The sequence below is a fragment of the Changchengzhania lutea genome, from assembly GCF_006974145.1.
In the GTDB taxonomy this organism is placed as follows: domain Bacteria; phylum Bacteroidota; class Bacteroidia; order Flavobacteriales; family Flavobacteriaceae; genus Changchengzhania; species Changchengzhania lutea.
This window is the reverse complement of sequence record NZ_CP039456.1, coordinates 1,995,425-2,011,823: the sequence shown is the minus strand read 5'-3', so window position 1 is coordinate 2,011,823 and position 16,399 is coordinate 1,995,425. Positions and strand designations below refer to the sequence as shown.

Genomic DNA, 16,399 nt, shown 5'->3' with positions numbered 1-16,399 from the left:
TAAATCCGTATGTCTTTTTATTTATTGAAGAAACTTAGATTATTTTTAATTAAAAGCTTTGTAAAGCATCTTGTTTTAGGTTAGTTAACCTAAGACCGAGCTATGGTTTTATTTATGAGATTCCCTCCTTCGAGGGAATGACAAATTATGAGATGCTGAAAAAAGTTCAGCATGACGGCTACTCCCCATCACTCAACTTAATCACCTCATCAATCATGATATCACGCTGATTGAAAATTTCCTCGAAAGTGCCTTCTCCATAGAGTTGATCTGCAAGCGTAGCCTTAAGATATTGCTTCACCTCGGTATGGTAGGCCACAAAAGTAACCTCGGAATCGGTTCTCACATTTAAATAATCCTGAAAAGCAAATACCAAATCGTCTCCAATATCAAAATGGTCTATAAACTCGCTTCTGGAAATCCCGTCATATTTTTTTCTGTCATGCTCAAGCTCTTCAAAAACGAAATAGGCGATAAATCCGCGACGTTGTAAATACGTTAAGGTTTCATTTTGCATACTGTTATCTATGGGCACAAATACATCGGGTATAATGCCGCCCCCGCCATAGACAATCTTACCTCCTGGCGTGGTAAATTTTAACGAATCGGCCACCTCTATTTTATCCGGATCTAACAATTCGCCACTATCCAATCTGGCAAAATATTCATCATAATAATCCTTATTCCCGTTTTTATAGGGTCGTTGAATGGAACGCCCTGTAGGCGTATAATATCTGGAAACGGTTAAGCGTACAGCGCTACCATCACCTAAGTCCATCTCGCGTTGTACCAAGCCTTTTCCGTAAGAGCGTCTGCCCACGATAAGCCCTTTATCGTTATCCTGTAATGCCCCTGCGACAATCTCGCTGGCTGATGCGGAGTTCTCATTAATAAGCACATACACCTTCCCTTTTTCGAACACGCCTTTGCTTGTCGCAAAACTCTTGTCGATGCTTCCTCTTTTATTTTTGGTAAAAAGAATCAGTTTATCGTCTTCTAAAAATTCGTCTACCATTTGTTCTGCGATACCTAAAAATCCACCAGGGTTATCTCTTAAGTCTAGTGCAATTTCGGTGGCACCTTGCGCTTTTAATTTATTTAAGGCTTTTTTAAATTCTTTATAGGTTGTTTCCGCAAAGCGATTCACTTTTATATAGCCCAACTTGTCTGTTAGCATATACGCGGCATCTACACTTTTGATAGGAATATTAGACCGCTTCACGGTGAACTCTAGAAGTTTTGGTTCGCCTTTTCTAAAAACCTTTAATTTGACTTTGGTGTTTATTGGGCCTTTTAATTTTTTGACCATATCGTTGTCCAGCAGTTTATCTCCATAAAGGGTATCACCATCAGCAATCAAAATGCGGTCACCACCTTTAATACCGACTTTCGCACTTGGACCATTTTCAATAGGGCGAATGACAGCTATAGAATCTTTATAAGGATAAAAACTCACACCTATACCAACAAAATCACCCTTCATGTTTTCGGTAACACGTTCCATATCTTCCTTAGGAATATATACAGAGTGCGGATCTAGGTTTTCCAAAATGCCGTTTACCGTAACATCCACGATGCTATCGGTATTCACGTCGTCTACATAATCGTAATCAATATAATCAATCAATCTATTGAGCTTATCCTTTTTACTATTTGTAGAAAAAAGTCTATCTGGCGAATCCGTAAAATTTAATTTCCCTCCAATAAAGATCCCTGCAGCGATAGCAGTCCCCAAAATTAACGGTAAGTATTTCTTATTATATGGCATTATGCTGTTAAATCTTCAATTAGTTCTAGTTCAATTCCTGCTTTCTTCAAAAAACGTAAACCAGAATCGTCTTTATAGGCTTGATTATAAACCACCTTTACAATCCCTGATTGGTGAATCAATTTACTACATTCTTTACAAGGTGACATGGTGATGTAAAGCGTGGCCCCTTTGCAAGATTGCGTAGATGCGGCCACTTTTAAAATAGCGTTCGCTTCGGCATGTAGTACGTACCATTTGGTATATCCTGCATCATCCTCACAAAAATTTTCAAATCCAGAGGGTGTCCCATTATAGCCGTCTGAAATGATCATTCTGTCCTTTACTATAAGCGCGCCAACTTGTCTGCGTTTGCAATATGACAACTTTCCCCACTCCTCGGCAATTCGTAAATATGCTTTATCGTACTTAAGCTGTTTCCTTTTTGGCATAAAATCCTTCAATTATCACATGACTTTCATTAAAAGATTTCTAATACGAAACCTCTTAATTATATTAGGTCAAGCTTTCATATGAATAGTTTGCGTGAACTAATTGTTTTATATACACCTAAAACGATGATGCTGTTGCAATCTTTTACACGAGACCTTATAACGAAGATACTTGGTTCGTATTTTAATAACAACCTAAGTTCGTTAAAGTTTTATCAAATTACACGCGTTGTTATGATAAAAAATCGCTGTTAATCAACATAGGAATGACCAATCCAACGACTATAGCAGAAATGACCATGATCCAATCCCGTTTGGAGAACCTAAACAATGTTTGCACCAAATAACCCAAAAAGAGCACCAAGAAAACAATAATGATTTGAGCGATTTCAATGCCTAAAGCAAATTCTAGAAGTAACCCAATTTTACTGTCTGAGTCACCTAACAACATTTTAAATTCACGTGCAAAGCCTAAACCGTGAATTAATCCAAAAAATAGCGTTGATAAGAACAGTACACCTACCTTTTCTTTTTGGGCGCCTTTTCCAGATGTAAACACATTAAACAGCGCCACAATTAAAATAGTGATGGGTATTAAAAATTCGACCACACTTGCGTTCACACTTACAACACCGTAAACTGCCATAACCAGTGAAAGGGTATGACCCAACGTAAACATGGAAACCAGCAAAAAGACGCGTTTCCAGTCACGGAATATGTAGGGTACTGTTAAGACAATAAGAAACAGAACATGGTCGTAAGCATTGATATCCAACACGTGATTGATGCCATATTCTACATTAAACCAGAAGTTTTCGAGCATAATATTTAAGATTTAGGGGGAACCAAATATACAATTTATTCAATTATCTTATTTGAAGTAGCGTACTTTTTGCTTAATTGAATCAGCATTTCGTTGGTCATGGCTTCCAAATTAAAATCTGAACTCCAGTCCCAATCTTCCCTCGCTTGTGCATCATCAATACTAGACGGCCAGCTATCTGCGATACTTTGTCTAAAATCTGGATTATAGCTTATCTCAAAGTCTGCAATGTGTTTTTTTATAGATGCCGCTACCTCTTTAGGTGTAAAACTCATGGCTGATAAATTATAAGATGACCTGATTTTAACAGCATTGGTATCAGCTGTCATGATATCTACCGTTGCCTTAATAGCATCATCCATAAACATCATGGGCAAGGCGGTGTTTTCAGATAAAAAACATTCATAGGCTTTACCTGTAATGGCTTTATGATAAATTTCAACGGCATAGTCTGTAGTGCCACCTCCAGGCAAGGTTTTCCAGCTAATAATACCAGGATAGCGCAAGCTTCTTACATCGACATCATAATTTTTATGATAATACTCGCACCAGCGCTCTCCCACTTGTTTGGTAATGCCGTAGACGGTGCTAGGCTCCATAACGGTATACTGCGGTGTGTCTTCCCGTGGGGTCGTTGGTCCAAAAACAGCAATACTCGAAGGCCAGAATATCTTTTCTATAAATTTAGCACGGGCCAAATTAAGGACATTAAACAGTGAGGTCATATTTAAATTCCAGGCCTTCATGGGGTATTTCTCTCCTGTAGCGCTTAACATAGCAGCCATTAAATACACCGTATCTATATTATATTTTTCTACGCATACTTTGATGCTTGCGTAGTCTTGTGCATCAACAATCTCGAAAATACCAGAATTAACAATGTCTAAATTACTGTAACTTATATCGCTGGCAATAACGTTATCATCACCGTATAGGCTTCTTAATTTGAATGTTAGCTCAGAACCGATTTGTCCGCAGGCTCCAATAATCAAAATTTTAGAGTTCATTTATCAGGTATTTCTATGAATTCTTCAAAAATAGAAAGATTTAATTGATAATTTCATATTTTAAAACCGAAATGTTTTGCCTGTTTTTAGATAATAATTTATACCATAGGCGTTAAAATAAAGTATTGCCATATCTTTGTGGTTTCTGTTTAAAAAATTAGCGATGCGCCACCTGTTTTTAACTATTTTGATTGTTTTAATGTCATTCACTGCCTGCAAAAAAAATAGCAAGGCAAATATCGGTACTAAAGATGAATCTATCAATTCTCAAGAGGTTATGAAAAGTGATTTAGAAAAGTTGAAGTTTGTGGAGTATGTCTTAGATCTAAAAACAGAACTCGCTATACAAGATTGGCAAGATTACTATCAGTTGAATGATGTTATTATCAATGTAAAAAAGGGCGACCTCAGTTTTTTTAATGATAACAACGATGCTATTTTACTATTGCTAAAAAACTTAAAAGACAATATTCCTGATCAGGTGAATACCGATGCCACATTGGCTAGAATTGCCGCTTTAGAAACTAAATTATTTAAGCTTCAGAGCTTATCTAATTTGCAAACCACAACTCAAAAAAAACTAAAGACTACCATAGAGGAGTTTTTAGAAACTTTTTCTAATTTAAATTTTCAGATGAATAAAAAATTAGAAAAGGACAATCAGCAAATTGAAAAACCGTAAAGTATATAAATAGAAATAAAAGCGGGTGCTCCTAATTAGGAGCACCCGCTTTTTATTAATTTTTTGTTAATTAAAAACAGTTCTCGTAACTATACCTCTAAATAACATTAAATTGTTTAGCTAAAACTAAATCAATTTATAATGAAAACTAAATTAACTTCTTCTTTTCTAACTGCAATTGCTCTAATATCATTGGTCGCTTGTAAAAAGGATGTAGAAAAAGAAACTGTTATGGTCGAAGAAACTCCAGCAATTAATTTGGAGTTTATGGATACTGAAGCCAAACCCAATGATGATTTCTTTAGATATGTAAATGGGAAATGGCTTGACACTAACAAAATTCCAGATGACAGGACAAGATGGGGGAGTTTTGATGAACTCAGAAAAAAAACAGATACTGATGCCTTGGATATTTTGAAAGCTGCTTTGTCCAATAATAAAGATTTTCAGAACATTGAAGTCTTACCTGGTTCAGATCAAGATAAAGCGGTAAAATTATTTCAGACCATTATGGATACTGTTAGCAGGGAAGAACAAGGCTTAAAACCTATAAAACCTTATCTCGCTAAAATTGAAGCCATTAAAAACATTGACGATTTACAGGCTTATTTAATTGAAATGGAGCCAAAAGGTGGCGCGGGTTTTATCAGTTTTGCCGTGGGGTCGCATCCTAAAGATAGCAACAAAAATGTGGCCTATTTAGGTGCTGGAGGTTTAGGCCTTCCAGACCGCGACTATTACGTTAAAAATGATACGGATTCTAAAGAAAAAAGAGCAAAGTATGTGAATCACATAACCAAAATGCTACAATTTTTAGGGAATGACGAAGCAGCTGCCAATTCTGAAGCAAAACAAATTCTGGCTTTTGAAACGCGTTTAGCGGAATCAAAAATGGATAAGGTAGACCGAAGGGATGCACGTAAAAGATATAACCCTAGATCCATTTCAAACTTAGAAAAAATGGTTCCTGCCTTTAATTGGAAAATTTATTTTAAAGGTATTGGTGTGAAAGAACTTGATACCGTGATAGTGAGCGAGCTTAAATATATGGGCGCTTTGCAGACCATTTTATCAGAAAATAATGTTACCGATTGGAAAGCTTATTTACGCTGGAATGCATTTAGACGTGCTTCAGGACTTTTAAATTCGGAATTAGATAAGGCCAATTGGGATTTTTACAGTAAGGAATTACGTGGTGCAAAAGCCCAAAGACCGAGAGAAGAAAGAGCCTTACAGGTTTTAAATGGCAGTATTGGTGAAGCTCTAGGTAGATTATACGTCGATAGAAATTTTCCGCCTGAAGCGAAAATCAAAGCTGAAAAAATGATTGATAATGTGATCTTAGCATTTAAGAACAGAATTTCAGCTTTATCTTGGATGACTGATGAGACCAAGCAAAAAGCCATAGAAAAACTTATGGCTTTAAATGTTAAAATTGCATATCCAGACCAATGGAAGGATTATTCAAATCTTGAAATTAATGGACTAGAAGACAATGGGTCTTATTTGCAGAACATGTTGAATGTGAGTGCATGGAATCATCAAAGAAACTTAGATGATCTAGGCAAACCTGTTGATAAAAGCCGATGGGGCATGGCTCCGCAAACAGTGAACGCTTATTTCAGCCCATCATTCAATGAAATAGTTTTTCCAGCGGCCATTTTACAACCGCCATTTTATAATTTTACTGCCGATGACGCTGTGAACTACGGTGGTATTGGAGCCGTAATAGGACATGAAATATCACACTGTTTTGATGATTCTGGATCGCGGTATGATAAAAATGGAAATCTAAACAATTGGTGGACGGATGAAGATTTAAAAGAATTTGAAGCTTTAGGAAAAGACCTTGCGGAACAATACAGTGCATTGGAGGTTTTACCAGATGTTTTTATTAATGGTGCTTTTACACTTGGTGAAAACATAGGGGATTTAGGAGGTGTCAATGTCGCCTTTGATGCTTTACAGTTGAGTTTTAAAGAAAACGGAAGGCCTGAAAATATTGATGGATTTACACCAGAGCAACGTTTCTTTATGAGTTGGGCAACCGTTTGGAGGTCTAAGATGAGAGACGACGCTTTAAAAACCAGAATTAAAACAGATCCGCATTCACCTGGTATGAACCGAGCGGTACAACCCTTATTAAATATTGATGCGTTTTATAAAGCGTTCAATATTCAAGAAGGTGGCAAACTATATATTGCCCCTGAAGATAGGGTTAAGATTTGGTAGTAAACTAGTAAAAAAGGCTGTTTCTTTAGGAAACAGCCTTTTTATTTTAACATGATTTATACCAATTACTAATTTTTCGGGATATCCTTTTGAGCTTGTAGCGCTTGTTTCTGTCTTAATAATTCCGTTTTAGATAATTGAATTAAGCTGAAATTAGGAGCTATTTTTAAAGTAGCATCCAAAATATCAACCGCATCGTCAATATTTTCTTGTGGGTTTTTATTATAAGTTAATAAGGCCTTTAAGTACATAAAAGCTGATTTTAACGATACTTCATAAGGTACTTGTGTCTCGTAAAAAGGCTTCTTCATATCGTCTTTGGCATTAGCTAACCCATAATTAATATGCTTTTCTGCCTCAATAAATTTTTTGGTTTGTAAATTAAGTTCAGCCAACTCATAAGCAATAATGGCATTTGGGTTTCTCTTGAACATTTCTTCAAAATGGCCAATCGCCATTTCCGGACGCTTTACTGCCTTTAACGATACGGCTTTAACCTCAACCGCAATGTCGGAGTCTGTAGCAGATTTTTCTACACCAATGGTGTTTAATGCCTGTACATATCTATCTTCACTCATATATAAATAGGCCAATGTATCTTTTCTGGCTTGAGAAGGTGCTAAAATATTTAAATGTGTCATCCCATTTATAATGCCCTGAACATCGCCTTGAAAACGCATTTGCTTGTAATACGCTTCATAATGTTTTATTAAATCGGAGTTACTTTGCGCATTCAGTTGGAAAGCGCCAATTAGTAAAAATAGTATTAAAATTCGTTTCATTTTTCTATATGATTTAAAGCGTCAAAACTATAAAAAAATACCATGTAATCTCTTAAAAGAATGCTAATTATTTCGTTGATAGCAAATTAGAAATCATTCAAATTCACAACCATTTGAATACAAAGTATAGCAATAGGTATTACTAGAAACGTAATCATCTGAAAAATATACTTCTAGGAAAAACAGAAAAAAATAAGTACATTTAGTATTATTAAAAAAATTATCATGGGAATAAAAAGTTTTATAGGTGCCAGAAGGCAAAAAACAAAGGCTACTGGCAGCGCCCCTCTAAGGGTTTGTGATTATATGACGAGGACTTTGATAACCTTTACGCCAGACCAAACGATTGAGAGCGTTATGCAGTCTCTTATTAAGAACAGAATTTCTGGTGGTCCCGTTGTTAATGAAAAAAATGAGTTGATAGGGATAATTTCTGAAGGCGATTGCATCAAGCAAATAAGTGAGAGTCGTTATTATAATATGCCAATGGGTGATAAAACGATTGAAAGCCATATGGCCAAAAATGTGGAAACCATTGATGGCAATATGAATATATTGGATGCGGCCAGTAAATTTATACAAGCAAAAAGACGTCGTTTTCCAATTATTGAAAATGGTAAATTAGTCGGTCAAATAAGTCAGAAAGATGTTTTAAAGGCCGCCATGAAATTAAAAGGAGATACCTGGAAATAGCACCCACTTCAATTTTCACGTTTTACTAAAGCATAAAAATCATTTTCTAGTGGCAAGTAGCCTTGATTATACACAAAGTAATACACAGTTCCTGCTTTCGTGGTGTAGATGCTAGTGAAGTAATTGAAATCAAAACCAGCCTCAATCATTTTGGCTCTTGATGTTCTTGTTTTCTGGTCTGGATTTAAAGCCTCCAAAATCCTATAGTTTTTTCGAAGCCTGTTATTTATATTCCTAATTAGATTTTTATGGTCTTTATTAATGTTGTTGTTATATGAATTTCTGCAACCATCGCTACAAAACTTTTTATCAATTCTACCAACTATTTTGTCACCACATTCTAAACAGACTTTCTCCATAATTTCTAATTTGAATATTTTGCTCTTAAATCTTCCATGGACTTTACAACCAATGCTTTTAAAACAACGAGATTAATATCTGATAGTTTTTTAACGTAAAGGCATCCCGTACTCGATTTAAATTCACCAAGGTTCTTTACTATTTCGGGGTAATTATTAACGCCAGCCACAATGTAAATACTTATATGTTGCTTGGTAGAAGAAAAGCCCGTTAAAAACCAATCGCCTTCTGTTCCAGATTTGTATTTATAATGGTAACTTCCAAATCCAATTAATTTTGATCTCCAAATTTGAGGGCTTTCATTTGTAACCTCTTTCATAAAGTCTAGCAAGCTCAAACAATCCAATCTCCGTTCTTTATTATCTATGGCATCAATTATGTCTAAAACATCCATGGTAAATCACTGTATATCAATGCCAAATATAAGGGAAAATTACCGTTTACAAATGACTACAAACATTTACAAACGATTTTAAACAGTTAACAACCGAATAAAGTTGGCAAGCCGTTTCATATTTGCAGTGTCGAAACATAGGAACTCGATAGTATTAACTGTTTAACGATAAAATTTAAAATTATGAACACACTCAGAAACAAAGTACAGTTGATTGGTAACTTAGGGAATGACCCAGAAATCATCAATTTAGAATCAGGAAAAACTTTAGCAAAATTTAGTATGGCGACCAATGAGAGTTATACCAATAACAAAGGTGAAAAAATGACAGATACCCAGTGGCATAATATAGTGGCTTGGGGTAAAACGGCTGAAATAATTGAAAAATATGTCACTAAAGGCAAAGAAGTTGCTATTGAAGGGAAATTAACCTCTAGAAGTTACGATGACAAAACAGGAAACAAATGTTATGTTACAGAAGTTGTTTGTAATGAATTGCTTATGCTAGGTAAATAAATAATGGGGAAAACGGTAGCTTAATCGCTACCGTTTTTCTTTTTTATCGATGAAATGCATTTTATTTAGTCAAAATACTATATTTACTAAGTAAAAGGCAACATTATAGAGTGAATTTACTTATGTTTGAGAATGTTTACATCTCCAAACATGAAACATTTACTGCTATTAACTTACATATTAAGTTGTGGTCTGTATGCCCAAGAGGGTGTTTTTGATCTTCAAAAAAGTAAAGGAGAGCTGTATGAGTACGCCGAATTTACAACCTCAGGTCCTTTAAGTTTAAGTATCACTGAAGTTACAACGACCGATAGATTAGAATATAATAGTTTAGAATCTGAAAACCATAGTGTCGGGTTTACTTCCGATAATTACTGGGTTCGTTTTAAATTAAAAAATAGCACACATCAACGACAGACATATTATTTAGAGACAGCACGTCCTATAACAGATGTTGTAGATTTATATCAAAAAAGTAACGGAGAAATCCAACGTTTTAAAAGTGGTGATGCCATCCCTTTTAATGACAAACAGGTTAAGCACAGATCTTCAATATTTAAATTAAACTTACCATCGCAAGAAGTTCAAGAAATATATATACACTATAAAAGTGATGGAGAAACTATAAATCTTCCGTTAAACCTTTATACAGAATCTGAGTTTTGGTTGATGAACTATAAGCAGCAACTGTTTCTTGGTTTGTTTTATGGCTTATTATTTATAGCGGGTATTATATATTTGTTTTTCTATACCAGTTTAAAGGAAAAAGCATTTTTATATTATGGAATATATGTGTTTTCAATCGGACTATTGCAAGCGGCCTTAGATGGTTTCATCCACGAGTTTATTTTACCTGAAGCAGCCTATTTAAATAATAGAGCTGTTTTAATAACTGCAGTGTGTTCAATCTTCTTTTTATTAAAATATTGCGAGCACTTTTTAAAGGTTAACATACATGTAAAAAGTTTTATAAAATACTTTAACATAATTTACATCATATTAGCAGTCACGTCAACTTTACTTTTTATAAACCCAACAACCCTTAAGATAGCTTATCCTTTAAGCAACTTAAATGGTTTATTGAGCTTAGTTTTAATTTTAGTAACCATGTTTACCATGCGTTACAAACGCATAAAAACAGATGCTTATTTTTCAATTGGGATTTTGTGCTTAGTTATAGGTCTTTTAGGTTTTATAATGAATAATTTAAGCTTGTTACCTAATAATTTCTACACACTTAATAGTGCGAAATTCGGTGCAGGTTTTGAGGTGATATTCCTATCATTATCCATGACTAACTTAATTAAAAAATTAAGACTGGAAAAAGAAACCTCGCAAGAAGAAGCCCTTAAAAAATCAGAAGAAATAAGTCAGTTAAAAACCTATTTCATGTCCAATATGAGTCATGAATTACGAACGCCCATTAACGCTATTATGGGAATAGCTGAAAATGAATTGGAAACATTAAAAAACAATGAGAGTAGAAAACCTTATGAGATAATAAAAAATGCTTCACTAAGTTTATTAAGCAACGTCAATGATATTATTGATTATGAAAAAATTGAAAACAACCAACTTGAATTAAACAGTTCAAAATTCAACCCTTCCGTAAAATTAAATCAAATAAGCAGTAATTGGAAAGCTGAGGCGATTAAAAAAGGATTGAATTACAAATTTGAGATGGATCCGGAAATACCATCACATATCTATGCAGACCCTACGCGTTTTATTCAAATAATAAATAATGTTTTAGCCAACGCTATAAAATTCACAGAAAAGGGCAATATTTATTTTAAGCTTACCTGCCTAAAGCAACCTAATAATCTCTATCGTTTTTCTTTTCAAATATCAGATACCGGAATGGGTATAACCCCAGAGGCTAAAAAAAATATTTTTGAAAGCTTTAGCCAAATGAAAAAGGACCATAAAAGACAATTTGGTGGTATTGGCTTGGGCTTAACCATTGTAAAGCATATTGTTGAACTTTTTAATGGCACTATAAAAATTGAAAGCGAGCTTGGTAAAGGCACTGATATTTTTATAGATTTAACACTTAAAAGTATAGCCCAGGAGCGCGTGGTAGAAGTTTCTGAAACTGGTCATGAAATCCCTTTACATATTCTTGTGGTCGAAGACAATAAACTTAACCAACTGGTCATGCAAAAAATTTTAAGTAGCTCATCCAACATTAGTTTTGCAATTGCCAACAACGGACAAGAAGCTATTGATGCCTTAAAGGCAGATGTATATGATATTGTTTTAATGGACTTACAAATGCCTATTATGGATGGTTATGAAGCTACGCAGATTATTAGAAGTGGTGACTTGGGCAGCTCAATAAACAACATTCCAATTATTGCCGTTACTGCTGATGCGATGCAAGAAACAAAACATCGTGTTTTAGGTTTAGGAATGAATGATTATATGACCAAACCCGTAATTAAAGAGTTATTATTCGAGAAAATATACGCCTGCCATTTTGATTTTGATAAAAAAAGTAAGGATACCGATTCTGAAAATTTAAGAATTGCCTAACCGTTAAATCTTATCTAATAACAAAAGGCATTCTTTAAAGATTAAGGAAATCGTGCAACTCCCATGTCTACAAAACAATTCTACTTTCTGCATGCATATTCCAAAATGGATCACCCATACCTATTAAAAAAGACGTATCCATGATACGCCTTTTAGACCTTAACCAAAACCTTGTAATCTTATGTTATGCTACTTGACTGCGAAATTCGTTTTTGTAATCACTAGGGTTACAGTTATATTTCATTTTAAATATTTTTGAGAAGTAACTTCTACTTAAAAACCCTACGGTGTAAACCACTTCAGAAATGTTATAATCTGTAGTTTTTAATAAACGTTCCGCTTCTTCTAATCTTACGTTTCTTATATAATCTGTTACTGTTCTACCGTGCATACTTTTAAAGCCTTCCTGCAACTTCACTACAGAAAGCAATACTTCTCGACTTAATGAGGTTACAGTAAAATCTCTATCTAATTCACTTTTAATCAATTTGGTGGCTTCATAAATTTTTTGCATTTCTGTTTGAGTTAATGAACATCCCCCCTTATTTACAGAATTCATATCATCTAACAATTGTTGGTACTCCATGGCTAAAATCATTCTAATTTTTCCAGCCATAATTAATTTCCGCACAATGCCTTCTTCCTCTAGATTATTTAAATCTTCTAAAGCAATTGAGATTCTTAAATTTCTGCTACATATGTTATTAATGCGTGCATCATTATCCCCATCTGTGATTAAATATGTTAAGCTTTGAATAACATCTGAGGTGTCACCTTCCAAATCTGAAAACTCTCTATCAATCATAATCATAGTAAGCTTACAGGACTCTTTTGATGTAATTTCCAAGGTCACATCTTCATCTCCTTGACCAGATATTATAGCAGTTTGAAACTTTGATAGCCGTTGAGATTTACTGTTTTCGGAAAACACAATATCTGCTTCACCACTATGGCAATAAATAAAACTCAAAGGTTGTCTCTTCCCTTTAGACAAAATAATATCGTGTTCGCCTGACGCAGAAAGCTCTAAATTGAAAAGATATATTTGCTTAGAAACATTTTGACATGAAACGCTACCTTGAACTGCAGCTTCATTCACAGTAGTACTTTTAATATCTTCTACAGTATTGTAATGACTGGCAGGTAAATTGTTAAGATTTGAATTTTTGAACTGTTGTAAATCAATATTTAAAGTTTCCATTTATTTATCTAGTTAGTGTGAATAATTAAAAAATATTTTTTGATGAACCCTTATAGGAACATGACTTGCATTACTAAATTTTACCACCTGTAAACCCAATTGTTCTTGACATAGAAAAATTTGAAGTTCCTCTGCTACCTACCTTTGAGAATTGATGATTATATTTTGAAAGGTTTGCTGGCACGGTTTTTCCTACTCTTGAAAATTGTTTTGTCATGGTTAAAATTGTTTTGGTTATTGACTTATACAAAGATGACACTGTTTTCTTGTTTTTGTATTACATAATTTTGGCGATCTGTTATAAAATTTTATAACAAAAACTAATCGTGAAGCTTAAAACGATTGTACAAAATACCTAAAAAAAGAGCGTGTTAAAAAAATAAAGCCTCCGTTTATAACGAAGGCTCTATGCTGTTCTACTAGTAATAATTCTATTAGGGAGAAGGAAAAAAATTTATAATTATTCTATTTATTGGGTAACAATTCTATTTTTAAGTTTTAATGTCTTGTCTAAACTGGTATACAGTTTTTTGTTAGCTTGAACGGCCAATTGTTTAAAATCTCTATTATTAGTATTAGACGATAATGTATTTAGTACATCAATCTGCTTATTTAGCTTAACACTTATAGTATGTAAAACATCGTTCACAGGCACAGACTCCTTTGCCAATATTTCTTTTTTATTAATGTTAGGATAGTTTGGAATAGAAATCACATTCTCTTTTGCTGTTTTATTATATTCCTCAATAATTTCCAATTGATTTTTTTCTATAATTGAAGCGATATGCTTTGAAGTAGAATCTGTTTCAACTTCTTTAACAACATTAATCAATTCTATAATGTCTAAATTATCTTGGGCAGCTTCAACTAATAATTTCGCTTCGTCTTTTTGTATTGCAATTTCATTATTTTCAATCCGCTCTTCATCAGTGGTCTTATTATCATCTGTAAATATAAAATCACATCGAGTAAGGGTAAGCATAGCAACACATACAAATATGCTTTGTATTATTTTCGGTGTTACATTATTCATCATATAATTATTTAATTACCAATAAACTTTATAATGCAAATATAAAACCAATTCAAAATGAATTAATTATAAGATTATAATGAAAGCTTATACAATTTTCATATTCTGAAGATTTACAACATATTAAAATAATAGCAAAATTTAAAAAATCGCTAGATTCTAGGTAAGTAAATCGTGAAGATGGCACCCTTATTTGGAATCCCGTCTGCAAAAATATAGCCTTTATGGTTTTCAACAATTTTTTTACAAATGGATAACCCTATTCCCGTACCAGTATAATCATCCTTGTTATGAAGTCTATTAAATAGGATAAAAATCTTTTCAGAATACTCATTATCGAATCCAATGCCATTGTCTTCAAAGGTGAACTTATGATAAAATGTGGCACTTGCTTTAGAAGGCAATCGCTCCTCGTCAGAAGCCAGGACTTTTGTGTATAAAATTGATATCACGGGAGACCTTTCAGCAGATCGGTACTTTAAGGAATTTCCCAATAGGTTTGTAAAAAGTTGCTGTATTTGGAACGGAATGACTTTAATAACTGGTAATTCTTCTACATTTATAAGTGCCTTTTCATCTTCTAAAACACTAGATAGATCCTGCTTTGCGTTTTCCAAAAGGGCATTCAAATCGGCCATTTCCAAAACCTTATCTGTTTTATTTGTCCTGGAAAACTGAAGTAAATCATCAATTAATAAACGCATTCTAGCCGCCGCCGCATTAATACGCTCCATATACTTGAAACCAGATTCTGAAAACTTGTCGCCTTCCTTATCTTCTAAACGAGATAAAAAGGTTTGTATTTTTCTAAGTGGTTCTTGCAGATCATGACTGGCTACATAATTAAATGCCGATAATTCTTTGTTATTTCTTTCTAATTCAAAGTTTCGTTCTTCCAGTCTTTGTAAATTATCAATTTCGTCAGTTATATCGGTTGTCGTTCCTAAAAGACGTTTTTTACCATCTTCATTCACAATCGTTTTTCCGTAAGCTTTTAGGTGTTTGATGATGCCATCTTTATGAACGACTCTATAATTAATATACGGCAGGTCTTCTTCTGTAAGCATTTTGTTGACCTCAGCATTTAGATATTCTAAGTCTTCTGGATGCACGAATGCCATAAAATTTTCAATTGTGGGTTCAAAGGATTTTGGGCTTTCTCCTAACAGCCTATATAAATTATCGGAATATTCAAACGTATTTTCTTCTACATTCCAAACCCAGCTACCGTGGCGACTCACTATCTCCGCCATACTTGCAGATTCTTTGAAAATTTCCAATTGTTGATTGGTCTTTTTTAATTTTCTCAGATTACTCGCGATTTTCGAATACGCAGCAAACATGAGTATTAAAGTGAGCAATAAAACAAAAAACAAAAATTTAGGAGTCAAGCTTAGGTTATCTTGATGCGCTTTTTGCAATTGAATCGACCGTTTATTTTCATAATTGATCATGTTCTTAACCTTGGCACGAATGGCATCCATGATGATACTGCCATCGATAAGGTTTGCTTTAAAACCTTTGCTTTCTATACCTTCTGTAGAGGCTAATTTATACGATTTTTGAAAACTCTCCATTTTCAAATTAATCAGATTGTTTAAAGCCTGTAAATTTTCCTTCTGCTTAGGGTCGTCCTTTGTCAGTGTTTTTAATTCTGCAAAAGAGTTATTAATATTTTCCCTTCCTAGTGTATAAGGTTTTAAAAAACTAGAATCTTTAGTTACAACGAAACCTCTATGCCCAGTTTCTGCATCTTTTATATGAGAGAACAGTTGTTCTATTTCTACATTTACTTCAAAGTTTTCTCGAACTAATTCTGAAGACTCAAACAAGGACTTAACATTAACATATGCGATAGACCCTACAAATAATATGATTAGTGTACAAACGTAGAAAACGGCTTTTATAAACCAAGATTTAAAATATAACTTCTTAAACATGA

The 16,399-nt window shown here is 33.9% G+C and carries 15 protein-coding genes; 5 read left to right on the top strand and 10 right to left on the bottom strand.

Annotation, left to right across the window (positions count from 1 at the left end; translation table 11 throughout):
* Window positions 1–178 precede the first annotated feature (178 nt).
* The 4 genes from FAF07_RS09200 to FAF07_RS09185 form a co-directional block, all read right to left on the bottom strand.
* Window positions 179–1,768: a S41 family peptidase gene (locus FAF07_RS09200; protein ID WP_142784831.1), complete on the bottom strand. Its 1,590-nt coding sequence runs from the start codon at window positions 1,766–1,768 to the stop codon at window positions 179–181.
* Window positions 1,768–2,199, bottom strand: a complete 432-nt coding sequence (locus tag FAF07_RS09195; protein WP_142784830.1) for a deoxycytidylate deaminase — start codon at window positions 2,197–2,199, stop codon at window positions 1,768–1,770. Before FAF07_RS09195 ends, FAF07_RS09200 begins: the two co-directional genes overlap by 1 nt.
* Before the next feature lie 232 nt (window positions 2,200–2,431).
* Window positions 2,432–3,022, bottom strand: coding sequence for a HupE/UreJ family protein (locus FAF07_RS09190; protein WP_142784829.1), 591 nt, complete (start codon window positions 3,020–3,022; stop codon window positions 2,432–2,434).
* A 35-nt stretch (window positions 3,023–3,057) separates the two neighbouring features.
* Window positions 3,058–4,029: an NAD-dependent epimerase/dehydratase family protein gene (locus FAF07_RS09185; RefSeq protein WP_142784828.1), complete on the bottom strand. Its 972-nt coding sequence runs from the start codon at window positions 4,027–4,029 to the stop codon at window positions 3,058–3,060.
* 163 nt (window positions 4,030–4,192) lie between these two features.
* Here FAF07_RS09185 and FAF07_RS09180 point away from each other — a divergent pair, with 163 nt between their 5' ends.
* Window positions 4,193–4,711, top strand: a complete 519-nt coding sequence (locus FAF07_RS09180; RefSeq protein WP_142784827.1) for a hypothetical protein — start codon at window positions 4,193–4,195, stop codon at window positions 4,709–4,711.
* Window positions 4,712–4,852: 141 nt separating this feature from the next.
* Complete coding sequence (locus FAF07_RS09175; RefSeq protein ID WP_142784826.1) at window positions 4,853–6,943, top strand: M13 family metallopeptidase; 2,091 nt, start codon at window positions 4,853–4,855, stop codon at window positions 6,941–6,943.
* Window positions 6,944–7,011: 68 nt separating this feature from the next.
* On the opposite strand, the gene FAF07_RS09170 is transcribed toward FAF07_RS09175, so the two are convergent.
* Window positions 7,012–7,725, bottom strand: a complete 714-nt coding sequence (locus FAF07_RS09170; RefSeq protein ID WP_142784825.1) for a hypothetical protein — start codon at window positions 7,723–7,725, stop codon at window positions 7,012–7,014.
* A gap of 225 nt (window positions 7,726–7,950) precedes the next feature.
* On the opposite strand from FAF07_RS09170, the gene FAF07_RS09165 reads away from it, so the two are divergent.
* A complete protein-coding gene (locus FAF07_RS09165; RefSeq protein WP_142784824.1) occupies window positions 7,951–8,418 on the top strand; it encodes a CBS domain-containing protein in 468 nt (155 codons plus the stop codon).
* Between the two features lie 8 nt (window positions 8,419–8,426).
* Here FAF07_RS09165 and FAF07_RS09160 read toward each other — a convergent pair whose 3' ends face one another.
* Window positions 8,427–8,777, bottom strand: coding sequence for a hypothetical protein (locus FAF07_RS09160; RefSeq protein ID WP_142784823.1), 351 nt, complete (start codon window positions 8,775–8,777; stop codon window positions 8,427–8,429).
* 5 nt (window positions 8,778–8,782) lie between these two features.
* Entirely contained in the window at window positions 8,783–9,172 is a 390-nt protein-coding gene (locus tag FAF07_RS09155) for a DUF1801 domain-containing protein (protein WP_142784822.1), read from the bottom strand.
* 183 nt (window positions 9,173–9,355) lie between these two features.
* On the opposite strand from FAF07_RS09155, the gene FAF07_RS09150 reads away from it, so the two are divergent.
* Window positions 9,356–9,688 (top strand): single-stranded DNA-binding protein, encoded by a 333-nt coding sequence (locus tag FAF07_RS09150; RefSeq protein WP_142784821.1) that lies wholly within the window; start codon window positions 9,356–9,358, stop codon window positions 9,686–9,688.
* 150 nt (window positions 9,689–9,838) lie between these two features.
* Window positions 9,839–12,223 carry a hybrid sensor histidine kinase/response regulator gene (locus FAF07_RS09145; RefSeq protein WP_185956552.1) on the top strand — a complete coding sequence of 795 codons (2,385 nt, stop codon included), beginning with the start codon at window positions 9,839–9,841 and terminating at the stop codon, window positions 12,221–12,223.
* 184 nt (window positions 12,224–12,407) lie between these two features.
* On the opposite strand, the gene FAF07_RS09140 is transcribed toward FAF07_RS09145, so the two are convergent.
* The 3 genes from FAF07_RS09140 to FAF07_RS09130 all read right to left on the bottom strand — a co-directional run bounded on the left by FAF07_RS09140 (window position 12,408) and on the right by FAF07_RS09130 (window position 16,397).
* Window positions 12,408–13,424: a helix-turn-helix domain-containing protein gene (locus tag FAF07_RS09140; RefSeq protein ID WP_142784819.1), complete on the bottom strand. Its 1,017-nt coding sequence runs from the start codon at window positions 13,422–13,424 to the stop codon at window positions 12,408–12,410.
* A gap of 469 nt (window positions 13,425–13,893) precedes the next feature.
* The gene (locus tag FAF07_RS09135; RefSeq protein WP_142784818.1) at window positions 13,894–14,460 is read right to left on the bottom strand and encodes a hypothetical protein; all 567 of its coding nucleotides are present in this window, start codon (window positions 14,458–14,460) and stop codon (window positions 13,894–13,896) included.
* Window positions 14,461–14,609: 149 nt separating this feature from the next.
* Complete coding sequence (locus FAF07_RS09130; protein WP_142784817.1) at window positions 14,610–16,397, bottom strand: CHASE3 domain-containing protein; 1,788 nt, start codon at window positions 16,395–16,397, stop codon at window positions 14,610–14,612.
* Window positions 16,398–16,399 lie beyond the last annotated feature (2 nt).

Bases quoted from the DNA above. Each gene is read 5' to 3' on its own strand.
- FAF07_RS09200 (WP_142784831.1), bottom strand. From the start codon at position 1,768: ATGCCATATAATAAGAAATACTTACCGTTAATTTTGGGGACTGCTATC.
- FAF07_RS09195 (WP_142784830.1), bottom strand. From the start codon at position 2,199: ATGCCAAAAAGGAAACAGCTTAAGTACGATAAAGCATATTTACGAATT.
- FAF07_RS09190 (WP_142784829.1), bottom strand. From the start codon at position 3,022: ATGCTCGAAAACTTCTGGTTTAATGTAGAATATGGCATCAATCACGTG.
- FAF07_RS09185 (WP_142784828.1), bottom strand. From the start codon at position 4,029: ATGAACTCTAAAATTTTGATTATTGGAGCCTGCGGACAAATCGGTTCT.
- FAF07_RS09180 (WP_142784827.1), top strand. From the start codon at position 4,193: ATGCGCCACCTGTTTTTAACTATTTTGATTGTTTTAATGTCATTCACT.
- FAF07_RS09175 (WP_142784826.1), top strand. From the start codon at position 4,853: ATGAAAACTAAATTAACTTCTTCTTTTCTAACTGCAATTGCTCTAATA.
- FAF07_RS09170 (WP_142784825.1), bottom strand. From the start codon at position 7,725: ATGAAACGAATTTTAATACTATTTTTACTAATTGGCGCTTTCCAACTG.
- FAF07_RS09165 (WP_142784824.1), top strand. From the start codon at position 7,951: ATGGGAATAAAAAGTTTTATAGGTGCCAGAAGGCAAAAAACAAAGGCT.
- FAF07_RS09160 (WP_142784823.1), bottom strand. From the start codon at position 8,777: ATGGAGAAAGTCTGTTTAGAATGTGGTGACAAAATAGTTGGTAGAATT.
- FAF07_RS09155 (WP_142784822.1), bottom strand. From the start codon at position 9,172: ATGGATGTTTTAGACATAATTGATGCCATAGATAATAAAGAACGGAGA.
- FAF07_RS09150 (WP_142784821.1), top strand. From the start codon at position 9,356: ATGAACACACTCAGAAACAAAGTACAGTTGATTGGTAACTTAGGGAAT.
- FAF07_RS09145 (WP_185956552.1), top strand. From the start codon at position 9,839: ATGAAACATTTACTGCTATTAACTTACATATTAAGTTGTGGTCTGTAT.
- FAF07_RS09140 (WP_142784819.1), bottom strand. From the start codon at position 13,424: ATGGAAACTTTAAATATTGATTTACAACAGTTCAAAAATTCAAATCTT.
- FAF07_RS09135 (WP_142784818.1), bottom strand. From the start codon at position 14,460: ATGATGAATAATGTAACACCGAAAATAATACAAAGCATATTTGTATGT.
- FAF07_RS09130 (WP_142784817.1), bottom strand. From the start codon at position 16,397: ATGTTTAAGAAGTTATATTTTAAATCTTGGTTTATAAAAGCCGTTTTC.